The organism is Streptomyces cellostaticus (assembly GCF_023630175.1).
GTDB classification, from domain to species: Bacteria; Actinomycetota; Actinomycetes; order Streptomycetales; family Streptomycetaceae; genus Streptomyces; species Streptomyces cellostaticus_A.
This window is the reverse complement of the sequence record NZ_JALLIN010000002.1, coordinates 146025-159415: the sequence shown is the minus strand read 5'-3', so window position 1 is coordinate 159415 and position 13391 is coordinate 146025. Positions and strand designations below refer to the sequence as shown.

Below are 13391 nucleotides of genomic sequence, written 5' to 3'. Positions count from 1 at the left end.
CGCGATCACCTCGGGAGCACTCCTCACGTGCGCAGGACATGGAACGAAACGCTCCGCAACCTACGGCACGGTGGGGTCCCCGTGTCCAATTCCGCAGCTTGTCCCCATGTAGGGAAAGCGGACTGAAGGAGCAATGGGCCGCACGGCTCAGCACAGCGTCACCGCCAGCCGCGCCGTGGCGCTCGCCCCCACGAGCCCCGCCGCTGCGGGGCGCGGCACCGCCAGCACGACCAGGGCACCGCTCTCGGCCGCCCCCGTCAGGGGCTCGGGCACCTTCGTCACCCGGGCGCCGCGCACCAGCACCCGGGCGGCGTCCCCGGCCGAGGTGTCCTCGGCGGCGATGACGTCGACCCGGTCACCGGGCCGCAGCAGCCGCACGGTGGCGGCGTCGGCGATCCGCACCGGGGCCGTCACCACGTCCGCCGTCCGAGGAGCTTGCTCGGGACGGGTGGCCGGATGCCCGCGGGCCCGGTCGATCCGGTGCGGCTCGTCAGCGGTCCGGGGGCCCGCCGCCACCAGCGCGGCCGCCGTCACCACGAGGCCGGCCGCGAGGGCGCGCCCACGTCGCCGTACCAGCCGCTCCAGTCCGTACCGCCCGCCGCGCACCCGCACCGGGGCGAAGGGCGGCACCGCACAGGTCTCCGGAGCGTCGGTGCCCAGCGGGCGGGGCAGCCGGACGGCCGGCGGGGCGGGGGAGCGCGGCCGCGCGGAAGCGGGCGCGGCAGGAGCGGGGTACGACGAGGCCACAGTCATGGGAGTCACCGCCGGCGACGAGGAGGGTCGGGCTTGCGCTGCCACGATGACGCCTCGGACCGGACCCCGCCGGCACCGGTGGACGGCCGGCGGATTGTGGACAACCGGCCCACCCGAAGGGGTGATCGGCCGCGCGCCCCGGCTCCCCGGCCCCGCCCGTCAGGTCACGGCAGCTCGAACCCCGGGTCCATCCCGCCCAGCGCGTTCACGCACAGGCAGTCCCGCGCCCCGGTCTCCGGCAGCGCGGCCACCGCGTCGAACAGCACGTCCCGCAGCCGGTCCACGTTGGCCGCGAACACCTGGAGCACTTCCTCGTGCGAGACGCCCTCGCCGCTCTCGGCGCCCGCGTCGAGGTCGGTGACCAGGGTCAGTGACGAGTAGCAGAGCTCCAGCTCACGGGCGAGGGCCGCCTCGGGATGGCCCGTCATGCCCACCACCGACCAGCCCTGCGCCCGGTGCCACAGCGATTCCGCGCGGGTTGAGAAGCGCGGTCCCTCCACCACGACCAGCGTGCCGCCGTCCACCGGCTCCCAGCCCCGGCCGCGGGCCGCCTTGAGCGCGGCGGCCCGCCCGGCCGGGCAGTAGGGGTCGGCCATGGACACGTGCACCACGTTGGGCACCGTGCCGTCGGGCAGCGGCAGTCCGTCGAAGTAGGTCTGCGTCCTGGATTTCGTGCGGTCGACGAACTGGTCGGGCACGAGCAGGGTGCCCGGTCCGTACTCGGGGCGCAGCCCGCCCACCGCGCAGGGGCCGAGCACCTGACGCACACCGACCGAGCGCAGGGCCCAGAGGTTGGCCCGGTAGTTGATGCGGTGCGGCGGCAGATGGTGGCCGCGGCCGTGCCGGGGCAGGAAGGCGACCCGCCGGCCGGCCAGCTCGCCGAGGAAGAGGGAGTCGCTGGGCTGCCCGTAGGGGGTGTCCACCTGGACCTCGGTCACGTCCTCGAGGAACGAGTAGAAGCCCGAGCCGCCGATTACACCGATCTCTGCGTTCGCCATGACGAGCACATTAGCTGCCCGGGACGGCGCGGTGGAGCCGGTACCGGGGTATGCCGAAGGCCCCGCCGTCGCGCAGGACGGCAGGGCCCGGGGAGCGGAGGATCAGGCCGCGGAGGTGCTGGTGGACCCGGACGACGACGTAGTCGAGGACGACGAGGAAGCCGGCGCGGCCGACTTCGCGTCCGACGAGGAGCCGGCCGACGACGTGGCCGGCTTGGACGCCGGGCTGCTGCTCGACGAGGAGCCGCGGGAATCGTTGCGGTAGAAGCCGGAGCCCTTGAAGACGATGCCGACGGCGGAGAACACCTTCTTCAGGCGGCCACCGCAGCCGGGGCACTCGGTGAGGGCGTCGTCGGTGAACTTCTGCACCGCCTCGAGGCCCTCGCCGCACTCGGTGCACTGGTACTGGTAGGTCGGCACTGTCTTCCTCCTGGCACTCTCACTCGATGAGTGCTAACGACGGTCCATAGTGACGCATTCCCGGGGATCAGTCCACCGTGACGGGGACGCGGTGACCGACGCCACGTGCGACCGTGCGGCTCTGCGGCCGGGCGGCCAGCCGGGAACGCAGGGCCACCAGGGTGACCAGCGCCAGTGCCGTGCCGCCCATCGGCACCAGGAAACCGGCGCCGTCCCACAGCCGGTCCTCGAGCTGCCCGGCGACCGTGACCGCCGCCGCCTGGCCGAGCGCGACGGCGCCGGTCAGCCAGGTGAACGCCTCGGTCCGGGCCGCGGCCGGGACCAGGCCGTCCACCAGCGTGTAGCCGGTGATCAGGGACGGCGCGATGCACATGCCGACCAGCAGGCCGAGGCCGGCCAGCAGCGGTGCCGAGTGCGCCGTCCACAGCGCCGACGCGGTCAGCGCGAGCCCGGCGTACCCCACGACCAGGCGGCGCTGCGGCGCGGCCTTCCAGGCGATCGCGCCGCAGACGACACCGGAGAGCATGTTGCCCGCGGCGAAGACGCCGTACAGGACGCCGTTCAGGCCGGGCTCGCCGATCGACTCGGTGAACGCGGCCAGCGACACCTGCATGCCGCCGAAGACCGCCCCGATGCCCAGGAAGGTCACGATCAGCACCCGCACCCCGGGGACGCGCAGCGCGGAGTCGTGCCGCACGCGAGCGTGCCCGACGCCGGCGCTCACCGGCGGCTGCGTGCTCCTGCTCGCCGCGAACAGCAGGCCGCCGACCAGGGTCAGCGCCGCCTCGGTCACCAGGCCCGCGGACGGGGCGACGGCGGTGCACAGCGCGGTCGCCAGCAGCGGCCCGAGGACGAAGGTGAGCTCGTCCGTGACGGACTCGAAGGCGGCCGCGGTGGTCATCAGCGGCGAGCCCTGGAGCTTCACGCCCCAGCGCGCACGCACCATGGGGCCGACCTGCGGCACCGAGGCGCCGGTCGGCACGGCCGCCGCGAACAGCGCCCACAGGGGCGCGTGCGCCAGCGCGAGCGCCGTCAGGGCGAGGCCCGACAGGGTGTGCACCAGGACCCCGGGGACGAGGACCGCGCGCTGCCCGTAGCGGTCGGCGAGGCGGCCGCTGTAGGGGGCGAACAGCGCCATCGAGACGCCGGTCGCGGCCGCGACGGCGCCTGCCGCGCCGTACGAGCCGGTGGTGTGCTGCACCAGCAGCACGATGGAGAGGGTGAGCATCGCGAACGGCTGGCGCGCCGCGAAGCCGGGGAGCAGGAACGTCCAGGCGCCGCGGGTGCGCAGCAGCTGTCCGTATCCGGGACGGGGCGGCGCCGGAGAGGTCTTCTCCGGAACGGAGGTGGTGACCGTGGATCCCACGGCCCGTGCCTTTCTGCCGCCTGGTAGCGCGGGTCCCGTGCGGGTCCGGGCGCCGAGAGCTGTCCTCATGCGCGGAACTGCGGTAGATACCGGTGCCCTCGGTGAGTTGGGGGCGACCCGGCCGCCATACGGTCGCGCCAGCTCTGCGTCAGGCAGAGTTGGTTCGATCAGGGTGCGCCTTGATTGTACAGGGATCACCGCATGGCGGCCCTGTGAAAACGAGCACCATCCGGGGCTGTCACCTGGGATTGAAGGTGGTGTGAACGGTGTGAAACCTCCCCTTAACGGGAGCCGCCCGCCCCGGCCCCGCCCAGCCAGTCCGCCAGTTTGCCGCCCCGCGCGACCGCGCGCAGACGCCGTTCCGCCGCGTCGCGCACCGGGTCGGTGGCCACCACCAGCAGCTCGTCCCCGTGCCGCAGCACCGTCGTGGGCAGCGGGACGAACGACTCTCCCTCGCGGACGACGAGCGTGACGGCGGCGCCCGGCGGCATCCGCAGTTCGCTGACCTCGACGCCGTGCATCCGGGAGTGCTCGGTGATCGCGAGGGACAGCAGATGGCCGCGCAGCCGCTCCAGGGGCGCCGACTCGATGCCGAGGTCGGACGCCTCGCCCTGCTCGCCCAGGCGCAGCTTGCGCGCCAGCCACGGCAGGGTCGGGCCCTGGAGGAGGGTGTAGACGACGACCAGGACGAAGACGATGTTGAAGATGCGGCGGCTGCCACCGACACCCGTCACCATCGGAATGGTCGCCAGGATGATGGGCACGGCGCCACGCAGGCCCGCCCAGGACATCAGCGCCTGCTCCGGCCACGGCACCCGGAACGGGGCCAGGCTGAGCACCACGCTCAGTGGCCGGGCCACCATGGTCAGCACCAGCCCGATGATCAGCGCCGGCCAGATGTCGTCGCCCAGCTCGTGCGGGGTGACGAGCAGGCCGAGCATGACGAACATGCCGATCTGGGCGATCCAGCCGAGGCCCTCCGCGAAGCCGCGTGTGGCGGGCCAGTGCGGCAGCCGCGCGTTGCCCAGCGTCATCGAGGCCAGGTAGACGGCGAGGAAGCCGCTGCCGTGGGCCAGGGCGCCGGCCGCGTACGCGGTGACGGCGATGGCCATGACGGCGATCGGGTAGAGACCGGAGGCGGGCAGCGCGACGTGCCGCAGGCCCCAGGAGCCGAACCACCCCACCGCGAGGCCCAGGACGGCGCCGATGGCCAGTTCCAGCGCGATCTCGCCGAGCAGGACGTACCAGTGCTCGATCGGGCCGGTCGAGGCGAAGGCGACGACCAGGATGACCACCGGGGCGTCGTTGAAGCCGGACTCCGCCTCCAGCGTGCCCGTCACGCGCGCGGGCAGCGGGACGCGCCGCAGCACGGAGAAGACCGCGGCGGCGTCCGTCGACGACACCACCGCCCCGATGATCAGCGCCGTCCGCCAGTCCAGCCCCACCAGAAAGTGCGCGCCCGCCGCCGTGACCGCGACGCTGATCCCGACTCCCACCAGGGCCAGTACGGAGGCCGACGCCAGAACCGGCCGGATCTCCTTCCACTTCGTGCCGAGGCCGCCCTCGGCCAGGATCACGACCAGGGCCGCGTACCCGATGAGCTGGGTCAGCGCGGCGCTGTTGAAGCTCACGTGGCCGAGGCCGTCCTGGCCCATGACGACGCCGATGCCCAGGTAGACGAGCAGGCTGGGGAGCCCGCTGCGCGAGGAGATCCGGACCGCCACGACGGCGACGAGGAGGACGAGGGAGCAGACGAGCAGGAACTGGTTGAGGTGGTGAACGTTCAGCGGCGGTTCCTCCCCTTGCTTCTCCGGTTACTTCGTTACCTTACCTAACTCTTGACGCTTTCTTGACGCTTGTGCGGGCGAGATCGAACGCCTGTGCTTTCCGGTTCCCGACTCCGCGTCAAGCACGATCGGGCCCTGCGCCTATGGTTGCTCCAGCACTCCAGGACCGCCTGCCGCTCGCGTTAGGACAGCAAGGACAGCGATGCCCCCCAACACCACCGCCACAACGGGTGACACCGCCACGACGGGTGTCGCGCCCAGCACGACCGGGAGGAAGAAGGGGCGCAAGGCCCGACTTCTCGTGCTGGTGCTCGTCCTGGCCGTCATCGGCGGCATCGCCTTCGGGGCGTACTGGTCGATCAGCACCGTCCGGGCCTCCTTCCCGCAGACCAAGGGCTCGATCACGCTCGACGGCCTGTCGGGCCCCGTCGACGTCAAGCGCGACGGCAACGGCATCCCGCAGGTCTACGCCTCCTCCGACGAGGACCTGTTCATGGCGCAGGGCTACGTCCAGGCGCAGGACCGGTTCTACGAGATGGACGTGCGCCGCCACCTGACCTCCGGACGCCTGTCGGAGATGTTCGGCAGGAGCCAGGTCAAGAACGACGAGTTCCTGCGCACGCTCGGCTGGGACCGGGTCGCCCGGCAGGAGTACGACACCAAGCTGTCGCCCGCCACGAAGAAGTACCTCCAGGCCTACGCCAAGGGTGTCAACGCCTACCTCAAGGGCAAGGACGGCGCGGAGATCTCCCTCGAGTACGCCGCCCTGGGCCTCACCAACGACTACCGGCCCGCCGAGTGGACGCCGGTCGACTCCGTCTCCTGGCTGAAGGCCATGGCCTGGGACCTGCGCGGCAACATGCAGGACGAGATCGACCGCGCCCTGATGACCAGCCGCCTGGACCCGCGGCAGATCGCGGACCTCTACCCGGAGTACCCCTACAGCCGCAACAAGCCGATCGTGCAGGAGGGGCAGTACAGCGAGCTGTCCAAGTCCTTCCAGCAGAGCGGCGCCGCGAGCGGCACGCAGGGCGCCACGGGCACGACCGGTTCGCAGGGCACCACGGGCACCGGCACGGGCGCGACGGGCACCGGCACGGGGTCGGGCGCGACGGGTACCGGCACGGGGTCGGGCGCGACGGGTACCGGCACGGGCACCCGGAGCGCGGCCGGCTCGGCCCTCACCAGCCAGCTCGCGGGCCTCTACAAGGTCCTCGACGACGTCCCCGCCGCCGTCGGCGTGAACGGCCAGGGCATCGGCTCCAACTCCTGGGTGGTCTCCGGGAAGTACACGATCACCAAGAAGCCGCTGCTGGCCAACGACCCGCACCTGTCGGCGTCGCTGCCGTCCGTCTGGTACCAGATGGGCCTGCACTGCCGCAGCGTCTCCGCCAAGTGCCAGTACGACGTCAGCGGATACACGTTCGCCGGTATGCCCGGTGTGATCATCGGGCACAACGCGGACATCGCCTGGGGCATGACCAACTCCGGCGTCGACGTCAGCGACCTGTACCTGGAGAAGGTCTCCGGTGAGGGCTACCTGTACGACGGCAAGGTCCGGTCCTTCAAGACCCGTGAGGAGACCATCAAGGTCGCCGGCGGGGAGGCCAAGAAGATCGTCGTGCGGCAGACCGCCGACGGCATGCCCCTGCTGTCCGACCGCGACGACGAGCTCGTCCAGGTCGGCCGGCGGGCCGGCGTCGACACCGCGGCCCCCGACCGCGGCGACGGCTACGGCATCGCCCTGCGCTGGACGGCGCTGGACCCGGGCACCTCGATGGACGCCGTGTTCGCCCTCGACAAGGCGGCCGGCTGGAGCGACTTCCGGGCGGCGGCGGCCCTGTTCGACGTGCCCTCGCAGAACCTGATCTACGCCGACACCAAGAACCACATCGGCTACACGCTGCCCGGCAGGATCCCCACGCGTTCCTCCGCCGCCGACGGCTCCGTCCCGGTGCCCGGCTGGGACGCCAAGTACCGCTGGACCGGCTTCGTCGCGCAGGACGAGCTGCCCTACGAGTACGACCCCGCGCGCGGTTACATCGTCACCGCCAACCAGGCCGTGGTCGACAAGGACAAGTACCCCTACACGCTGACCACCGACTGGGGCTACGGCACCCGCAGCCAGCGCATCACCGACCTGATCGAGTCCAAGATCAAGGACGGCGGCAGGATCTCCACGGACGACATGCGGCAGATGCAGATGGACAACAGCAGCGAGATCGCCAAGCTGCTGGTGCCCAAGCTGCTGAAGATCGACCTGGACGACAAGTCCGTCCGCGACGCCCAGAAGCTGCTGGAGGGCTGGGACTACACCCAGGACGCGGACTCCGCGGCCGCCGCCTACTTCAACGCGGTCTGGCGCAACGTCCTCAAGCTCGCCTTCGGCAACAAGCTCCCCAAGGAGCTGCGCGTCAAGGGGCAGTGCCTGTGGGTCGACAAGGTCGACAGCACCGGGCCGGTCGACGACGACACCAAGGTGCGCGAGTGCGGTGAGCGCGACGCCGACCAGGCGCAGCCGGACGGTGGCGACCGCTGGTTCGAGGTCGTGCGCAAGCTGATGGACAAGCCGGACAGCGACTGGTGGAAGACGCCGGAGCGGGGCACGCGCCCCGCGGCGACCGACCGCGACTCGCTGTTCGCCCGCGCCATGATCGACGCCCGCTGGGAGCTGACCGCGAAGCTCGGCAAGGACATCGACACCTGGAGCTGGGGCCGGCTGCACCGCCTGTTCCTGAAGAACCAGACGCTCGGCACCGGGGGCCCCAAGGCCCTGCAGTACGTCCTCAACCGCGGTCCCTGGAAGCTCAGCGGCGGCGAGGCCGCCGTCAACGCCTCCGGCTGGAACGCCGCCGGCGGCTACAGCGTCGTGTGGGTGCCGTCGATGCGGATGGTGGTCAACCTCGCCGACCTCGACAAGTCCAAGTGGATCAACCTGACCGGCGCCTCCGGGCACGCCTTCAGCGCGCACTACACGGACCAGACGGGCAAGTGGGCCAAGGGCGAACTGCTGCCCTGGGCCTTCTCCGACGGGGCGGTCGGCAGGAGCACGAGCGACACCCTCGTCCTCAGGCCCTGAGCCCCGGACGCACGAACGCCGGACGGCCCCGCACACCCGTGTGCGGGGCCGTCCGGCGTACCGGGGCCGCTCAGGCGCCCGTGAAGCGGCGCACACCCGACGGCGTCACCACCGCGTGCACCGGCCGGTCGTGGCCCTGCGCCGGGACCCGTTGGACGACCTCGGTGTCGTACAGCAGCACCACGAGGGCGGGCCCCGCGCCCGCGCCCTCCAGACGCGCCAGCACCCGGTCGTACGAACCGCCGCCGCGCCCCAGGCGCATCCCGCGCGCGTCGACCGCGAGCCCGGGCAGCAGGACGACGTCCGCGCCCGTCACGGCGGCCGGGCCGAGACGCTCGCCCGAGGGCTCGAACAGGGCCATTTTTCCGCCATGTTGGATCCGCGCGAGGGAGTCCGGTCCGGTGTACTCTCCCCAGTCCAGATCGTTGTCCGGCAGGAGGGCGGGGAGCAGGACGCGCACGCCTCGCGCGCGCAGGGCGTCCAGCAGGGCGCGCGTGCCGGGTTCCGCGCCGACGGAGACATAGGCCGCCACCGTGCGCGCCCCCGCCAGTTCGGGCAGCTCCAGGGCGCGCCCGGCCAGCGCCTCGCCCGCTGCCCGGACGACACCCTCCGGCAACCTGCTCCTCACCGCGAGGAACTCCCGCCGCAATGTCCGCTTGTCAGGCTCGGCCGTGCGTCCGTCGTGTTCCACTGGTCGTTCCGCACCCCTTCCTCAATGTGTTCATATGAGTACCAATTGGCCGGAGCCACAGATTCCCTGCAAAGGCACCGGATAGGGTTGCCGGCATGACTCAGTCGCACCCCAGGATCAGCAAGGCTGTCATCCCCGCAGCAGGCCTCGGCACCCGGTTCCTGCCGGCCACCAAGGCCACTCCCAAGGAGATGCTGCCGGTCGTGGACAAGCCCGCGATCCAGTACGTGGTCGAGGAGGCCGTGTCGGCGGGGCTCGACGACGTCCTCATGATCACCGGACGCAACAAGCGTCCCCTGGAGGACCACTTCGACCGCAACTACGAGCTCGAATCGGCGCTCGAGAAGAAGGGTGACGCCGAGCGGCTCGCGAAGGTGCAGGAGTCCAGCGACCTGGCCACCATGCACTACGTGCGCCAGGGCGATCCCAGGGGTCTGGGCCATGCCGTGCTGTGCGCGGCCCCGCACGTCGGCCGGGAGCCCTTCGCCGTGCTCCTCGGCGACGACCTGATCGACCCGCGCGACCCGCTGCTCCAGCGCATGATCGAGATCCAGGAGCAGCACGGCGGCAGCGTGATCGCCCTCATGGAGGTCGCGCCCGAGCAGATCCACCTCTACGGCTGCGCGGCCGTGGAGAGCACCCCCGACGGCGACGTGGTCAAGGTGACCGGGCTGGTCGAGAAGCCGGACCCGGCCGACGCCCCCTCCCACTACGCGGTCATCGGCCGTTACGTGCTCGACCCGCACGTCTTCGACATACTCCGCAAGACCGAGCCCGGCCGCGGCGGCGAGATCCAGCTCACCGACGCCCTCCAGCAGCTCACCGAGGACGAGAAGGTCGGCGGCCCGGTGCACGGCGTCGTCTTCGAGGGCCGCCGCTACGACACCGGTGACCGTGGCGACTACCTGCGTGCCATTGTCAGACTGGCGTGCGAACGTGAGGATCTGGGCCCGGACTTCCGGACCTGGCTCCGCAGTTACGTAGCCGAGGAGATGCAGCAACGTTGAGCAGCGCCGCGACCCGCCCCGCCGGCCCGGACGACCTGTGGTCGGTGGACGACCACCTGGAGGACATCCTCGGCAGCGTCCGACCCCTCGAACCCATCGAGCTTCAACTGCTCGACGCCCAGGGCTGCGTCCTGGTCGACGACATCACGGTGCCGGTCTCCCTGCCGCCGTTCGACAACAGCTCCATGGACGGGTACGCGGTACGGGTCGCGGACGTCGCGGGCGCCAGTGAGGAGTTCCCCGCCGTCCTCGAGGTCGTCGGCGACGTCGCCGCGGGTCCGGGCGAGCCGGTGCGGGTCGGGCCCGGCCAGGCCGCCCGCATCATGACCGGCGCACCGCTGCCGTCCGGCGCCGAGGCCGTCGTACCCGTCGAATGGACCGACGGCGGGCTCGGCGAGGGACCCGTCACCGGGATGCATCCGCGGAGTCTGGCGCCCGAGGGCGCCGAAGGGCACGTGCGCGTGCACCGCCCCGCCGAGGCACGCGCGCACGTGCGGGCCAAGGGCAGCGACGTCAAGGCCGGCGACCTGGCCCTGGAGGCCGGGACGGTCCTCGGTCCGCCGCAGCTCGCGCTGCTCGCCGCGGTCGGCCGGGGCACGGTGCGGGTGCGTCCGCGTCCGCGCGTGGTCGTGCTGTCCACGGGCAGCGAACTCGTCCAGCCCGGCGAGGCGCTGGCGAGCGGCCAGATCTACGACTCCAACAGCTTCGCCCTCACCGCCGCCGCCCGGGACGCGGGCGCCATCGCCTACCGGGTCGGCGCCGTCGCCGACGACGCCGACACCCTCCGGTCCACCATCGAGGACCAGCTCGTCCGCGCCGACCTGATGGTCACCACGGGCGGGGTGAGCGTCGGGGCGTACGACGTCGTCAAGGAGGCGCTGTCGTACGCCGGGGACGAGGACGAGCCGGGCAGCGGGGTGGAGTTCCGCAGGCTCGCGATGCAGCCCGGCAAACCCCAGGGCTTCGGCTCCATCGGCCCCGACCACACCCCCCTGCTGGCCCTGCCCGGCAACCCGGTCTCGTCGTACGTCTCCTTCGAGCTGTTCGTCCGCCCGGCCATCCGCACCCTGATGGGCCTGGAGGACGTCCACCGGCCCCGCGTCAGGGCCACCCTGGCCGCGGACGGGCCGCTGCGCTCGCCGAAGGGGCGACGGCAGTTCCTGCGCGGCGGCTACGCCGACGGCACGGTGCGCCCGGTCGGCGGCGCCGGCTCGCATCTGGTCGCGGCGCTGGCCCATGCCGACGCGCTGATCGTCGTCCCCGAGGACGTGGAGTCCGTCGAGCCGGGCGCCGAGGTGGAGGTCGTGCTGCTCGGCTGAGCGCCCCCGCGGGGGTCCTGGCCCGGTGCCCGGCCCGGCTTGGCGGTACCGTGTCGCGCACAGCAGGCCCGCGCACCGCACCGCGACGGGCCCGGACCGGGAGCGTCACACAGCATGACTGAGCCTTCCCGGGGGGACACCCCCGGAGCCGCCGCACAGGACCGACTGACGCACATCGACGCGGCGGGCGCGGCCCGCATGGTCGACGTGTCGGGCAAGGACGTGACCGCCCGCACCGCGCGCGCGAGCGGCCGGGTCCTGGTGTCACCCCGGGTGGTCGAGCTGCTGCGCGGCGAGGGCGTCCCCAAGGGCGACGCCCTCGCCACCGCACGCATCGCGGGCATCATGGGCGCCAAGCGCACCCCGGACCTGATCCCGCTGTGCCACCCGTTGTCGGTGTCCGGTGTGAAACTGGACCTGTCGGTCGCGGACGACGCCGTGCGCATCGAGGCCACCGTCAGGACGACGGACCGCACGGGTGTCGAGATGGAGGCCCTCACCGCGGTGACGGTCGCCGCGCTCACCGTGATCGACATGGTCAAGGCGGTCGACAAGGGAGCGGTCATCACGGACGTGCGGGTGGAGGAGAAGACGGGCGGCAAGTCGGGCGACTGGAGCCGGGCATGACGGCCGGGCCGTACCGCGCGCTGGTCGTCACCGCCTCCAACCGGGCCGCCGCCGGGGTCTACGAGGACAGGGGCGGCCCGCTGATCGCCCAGGGCCTCGAACGCTTCGGGTTCGCCGTGGACGGGCCGCGGGTCGTGCCCGACGGGGAGCCGGTGGCGGCGGCGCTGCGGGCGGCGGTGGCGGCCGGTTACGACGTGGTCGTCACCACCGGCGGCACCGGCATCTCGCCCACCGACCGCACCCCCGAGGCGACCCGCCGGGTGATCGACCGCGAGGTGCCGGGCATCGCCGAGGCCATCCGCGCGTTCGGACGGGAGAAGGTGCCCACCGCCGCCCTCTCCCGGGGACTGGCCGGGGTGGCGGAGGGGACCCTGATCGTCAATCTGCCGGGCTCCAGCGGCGGGGTGCGGGACGGTCTCGCCGTCCTGGAGCCGCTGCTGGTCCACGCCGTCGACCAGATCCGCGGCGGCGACCACCCCAGACCCGGTCCCGGCAGTGGGGGTGCGAGCTGAACAGCCCGTCCTGGCCCGTCGTGCTGGCCGACGACGATGTCGTCCTCCGGCCGATAAAACTGCGCGACCAGCGGGTCTGGCGCGAGGTCAACCGGCGCAACCGCGACTGGCTGCGCCCCTGGGAGGCGACCATCCCGCCGCCCACGCCCAGCGGGCCGATCACCCACCGGCCGACCTACCGGCAGATGGTCCGGCATCTCAGGTCCGAGGCCAACGCCGGCCGGATGCTGCCGTTCGTCATCGAGTACCGCGGGCAGCTCGTCGGGCAGTTGACGGTCGCCGGGATCACCTGGGGGTCGATGTGCTCGGGCCATGTCGGCTACTGGGTGGACGAGGCGGTGGCCGGGCACGGGGTGATGCCGACGGCGGTCGCGCTCGCGGTCGACCACTGTTTCCGCACCGTCGGCCTGCACCGCGTCGAGGTCTGCATTCGCCCCGAGAACCGGCCCAGCCGCCGGGTCGTGGAGAAGCTCGGATTCCGTGAGGAGGGGCTGCGGCCGCGTTATCTGCACATCGACGGGGCCTGGCGCGATCATCTCGTCTACGCGCTCACGGCGGAGGAGGTGCCCGACGGCCTGCTCACGCGCTGGCGGCGGGCACGTTTTGAGCGGAGCCGGCGGGAGAACACCCCGCGGAATCCCGCCTGACTCCAAAATTGAATACGTGTTCGAATTCAGTGGAGCCGGGAAGCCGCCTCGGGACATTCAATTCGCGACTTGCCGCGGTCCGCTGATCGCATCGGTCGCAAAAAAAGCTCGAAATATCAGCCAGATCGTGCGACACACCGGCCCAATTGGCGGATGGCCTCACGCAAACCCCTCTACCGTGTGAG

Annotated in this window: 12 protein-coding genes; 6 read left to right on the top strand and 6 right to left on the bottom strand. The window is 72.2% G+C overall.

Translation table 11 applies throughout. From position 1 onward, the window contains the following. Positions 1-147: 147 nt before the first annotated feature. The 5 genes from MXD57_RS01875 to MXD57_RS01855 all read right to left on the bottom strand — a co-directional run bounded on the left by MXD57_RS01875 (position 148) and on the right by MXD57_RS01855 (position 5324). Positions 148-753 carry a hypothetical protein gene (locus MXD57_RS01875; RefSeq protein WP_250399465.1) on the bottom strand — a complete coding sequence of 202 codons (606 nt, stop codon included), beginning with the start codon at positions 751-753 and terminating at the stop codon, positions 148-150. 164 nt (positions 754-917) lie between these two features. Further along, positions 918-1751: an S-methyl-5'-thioadenosine phosphorylase gene (locus MXD57_RS01870; protein WP_250399464.1), complete on the bottom strand. Its 834-nt coding sequence runs from the start codon at positions 1749-1751 to the stop codon at positions 918-920. A 102-nt stretch (positions 1752-1853) separates the two neighbouring features. Next, positions 1854-2171: an FmdB family zinc ribbon protein gene (locus tag MXD57_RS01865; RefSeq protein WP_250399463.1), complete on the bottom strand. Its 318-nt coding sequence runs from the start codon at positions 2169-2171 to the stop codon at positions 1854-1856. 67 nt (positions 2172-2238) lie between these two features. Beyond that, complete coding sequence (locus tag MXD57_RS01860; protein ID WP_250399462.1) at positions 2239-3537, bottom strand: MFS transporter; 1299 nt, start codon at positions 3535-3537, stop codon at positions 2239-2241. Between the two features lie 281 nt (positions 3538-3818). Beyond that, on the bottom strand, positions 3819-5324 hold the full coding sequence (locus MXD57_RS01855; RefSeq protein ID WP_250399540.1) for a potassium/proton antiporter: 1506 nt from the start codon (positions 5322-5324) through the stop codon (positions 3819-3821). A gap of 202 nt (positions 5325-5526) precedes the next feature. On the opposite strand from MXD57_RS01855, the gene MXD57_RS01850 reads away from it, so the two are divergent. Next, positions 5527-8403, top strand: coding sequence for a penicillin acylase family protein (locus tag MXD57_RS01850; protein ID WP_250399461.1), 2877 nt, complete (start codon positions 5527-5529; stop codon positions 8401-8403). A 70-nt stretch (positions 8404-8473) separates the two neighbouring features. Here MXD57_RS01850 and MXD57_RS01845 read toward each other — a convergent pair whose 3' ends face one another. Further along, positions 8474-9094 (bottom strand): 5-formyltetrahydrofolate cyclo-ligase, encoded by a 621-nt coding sequence (locus MXD57_RS01845; protein ID WP_250399460.1) that lies wholly within the window; start codon positions 9092-9094, stop codon positions 8474-8476. A 95-nt stretch (positions 9095-9189) separates the two neighbouring features. Here MXD57_RS01845 and galU point away from each other — a divergent pair, with 95 nt between their 5' ends. From galU to MXD57_RS01820, 5 genes are all read left to right on the top strand, one after another. Then, positions 9190-10101: a UTP--glucose-1-phosphate uridylyltransferase GalU gene (gene galU, locus MXD57_RS01840; RefSeq protein ID WP_250399459.1), complete on the top strand. Its 912-nt coding sequence runs from the start codon at positions 9190-9192 to the stop codon at positions 10099-10101. After that, positions 10098-11420, top strand: coding sequence for a molybdotransferase-like divisome protein Glp (glp, locus tag MXD57_RS01835; RefSeq protein ID WP_250399458.1), 1323 nt, complete (start codon positions 10098-10100; stop codon positions 11418-11420). Before galU ends, glp begins: the two co-directional genes overlap by 4 nt. A gap of 114 nt (positions 11421-11534) precedes the next feature. Beyond that, positions 11535-12047 carry a cyclic pyranopterin monophosphate synthase MoaC gene (gene moaC, locus MXD57_RS01830; RefSeq protein WP_250399457.1) on the top strand — a complete coding sequence of 171 codons (513 nt, stop codon included), beginning with the start codon at positions 11535-11537 and terminating at the stop codon, positions 12045-12047. Further along, a complete protein-coding gene (locus MXD57_RS01825) occupies positions 12044-12559 on the top strand; it encodes a MogA/MoaB family molybdenum cofactor biosynthesis protein (protein ID WP_250399456.1) in 516 nt (171 codons plus the stop codon). The genes moaC and MXD57_RS01825 overlap by 4 nt, the downstream gene beginning before the upstream one ends. A gap of 20 nt (positions 12560-12579) precedes the next feature. Continuing rightward, positions 12580-13206 (top strand): GNAT family N-acetyltransferase, encoded by a 627-nt coding sequence (locus MXD57_RS01820; RefSeq protein ID WP_250399455.1) that lies wholly within the window; start codon positions 12580-12582, stop codon positions 13204-13206. The last annotated feature ends 185 nt before the right edge of the window (positions 13207-13391 follow it).

What these genes read in the sequence shown, in the direction of transcription:
- MXD57_RS01875 (WP_250399465.1), bottom strand. Translation starts at nt 753, where the DNA reads ATGACTGTGGCCTCGTCGTACCCCGCTCCTGCCGCGCCCGCTTCCGCG.
- MXD57_RS01870 (WP_250399464.1), bottom strand. Translation starts at nt 1,751, where the DNA reads ATGGCGAACGCAGAGATCGGTGTAATCGGCGGCTCGGGCTTCTACTCG.
- MXD57_RS01850 (WP_250399461.1), top strand. Translation starts at nt 5,527, where the DNA reads ATGCCCCCCAACACCACCGCCACAACGGGTGACACCGCCACGACGGGT.
- galU (WP_250399459.1), top strand. Translation starts at nt 9,190, where the DNA reads ATGACTCAGTCGCACCCCAGGATCAGCAAGGCTGTCATCCCCGCAGCA.
- moaC (WP_250399457.1), top strand. Translation starts at nt 11,535, where the DNA reads ATGACTGAGCCTTCCCGGGGGGACACCCCCGGAGCCGCCGCACAGGAC.
- MXD57_RS01825 (WP_250399456.1), top strand. Translation starts at nt 12,044, where the DNA reads ATGACGGCCGGGCCGTACCGCGCGCTGGTCGTCACCGCCTCCAACCGG.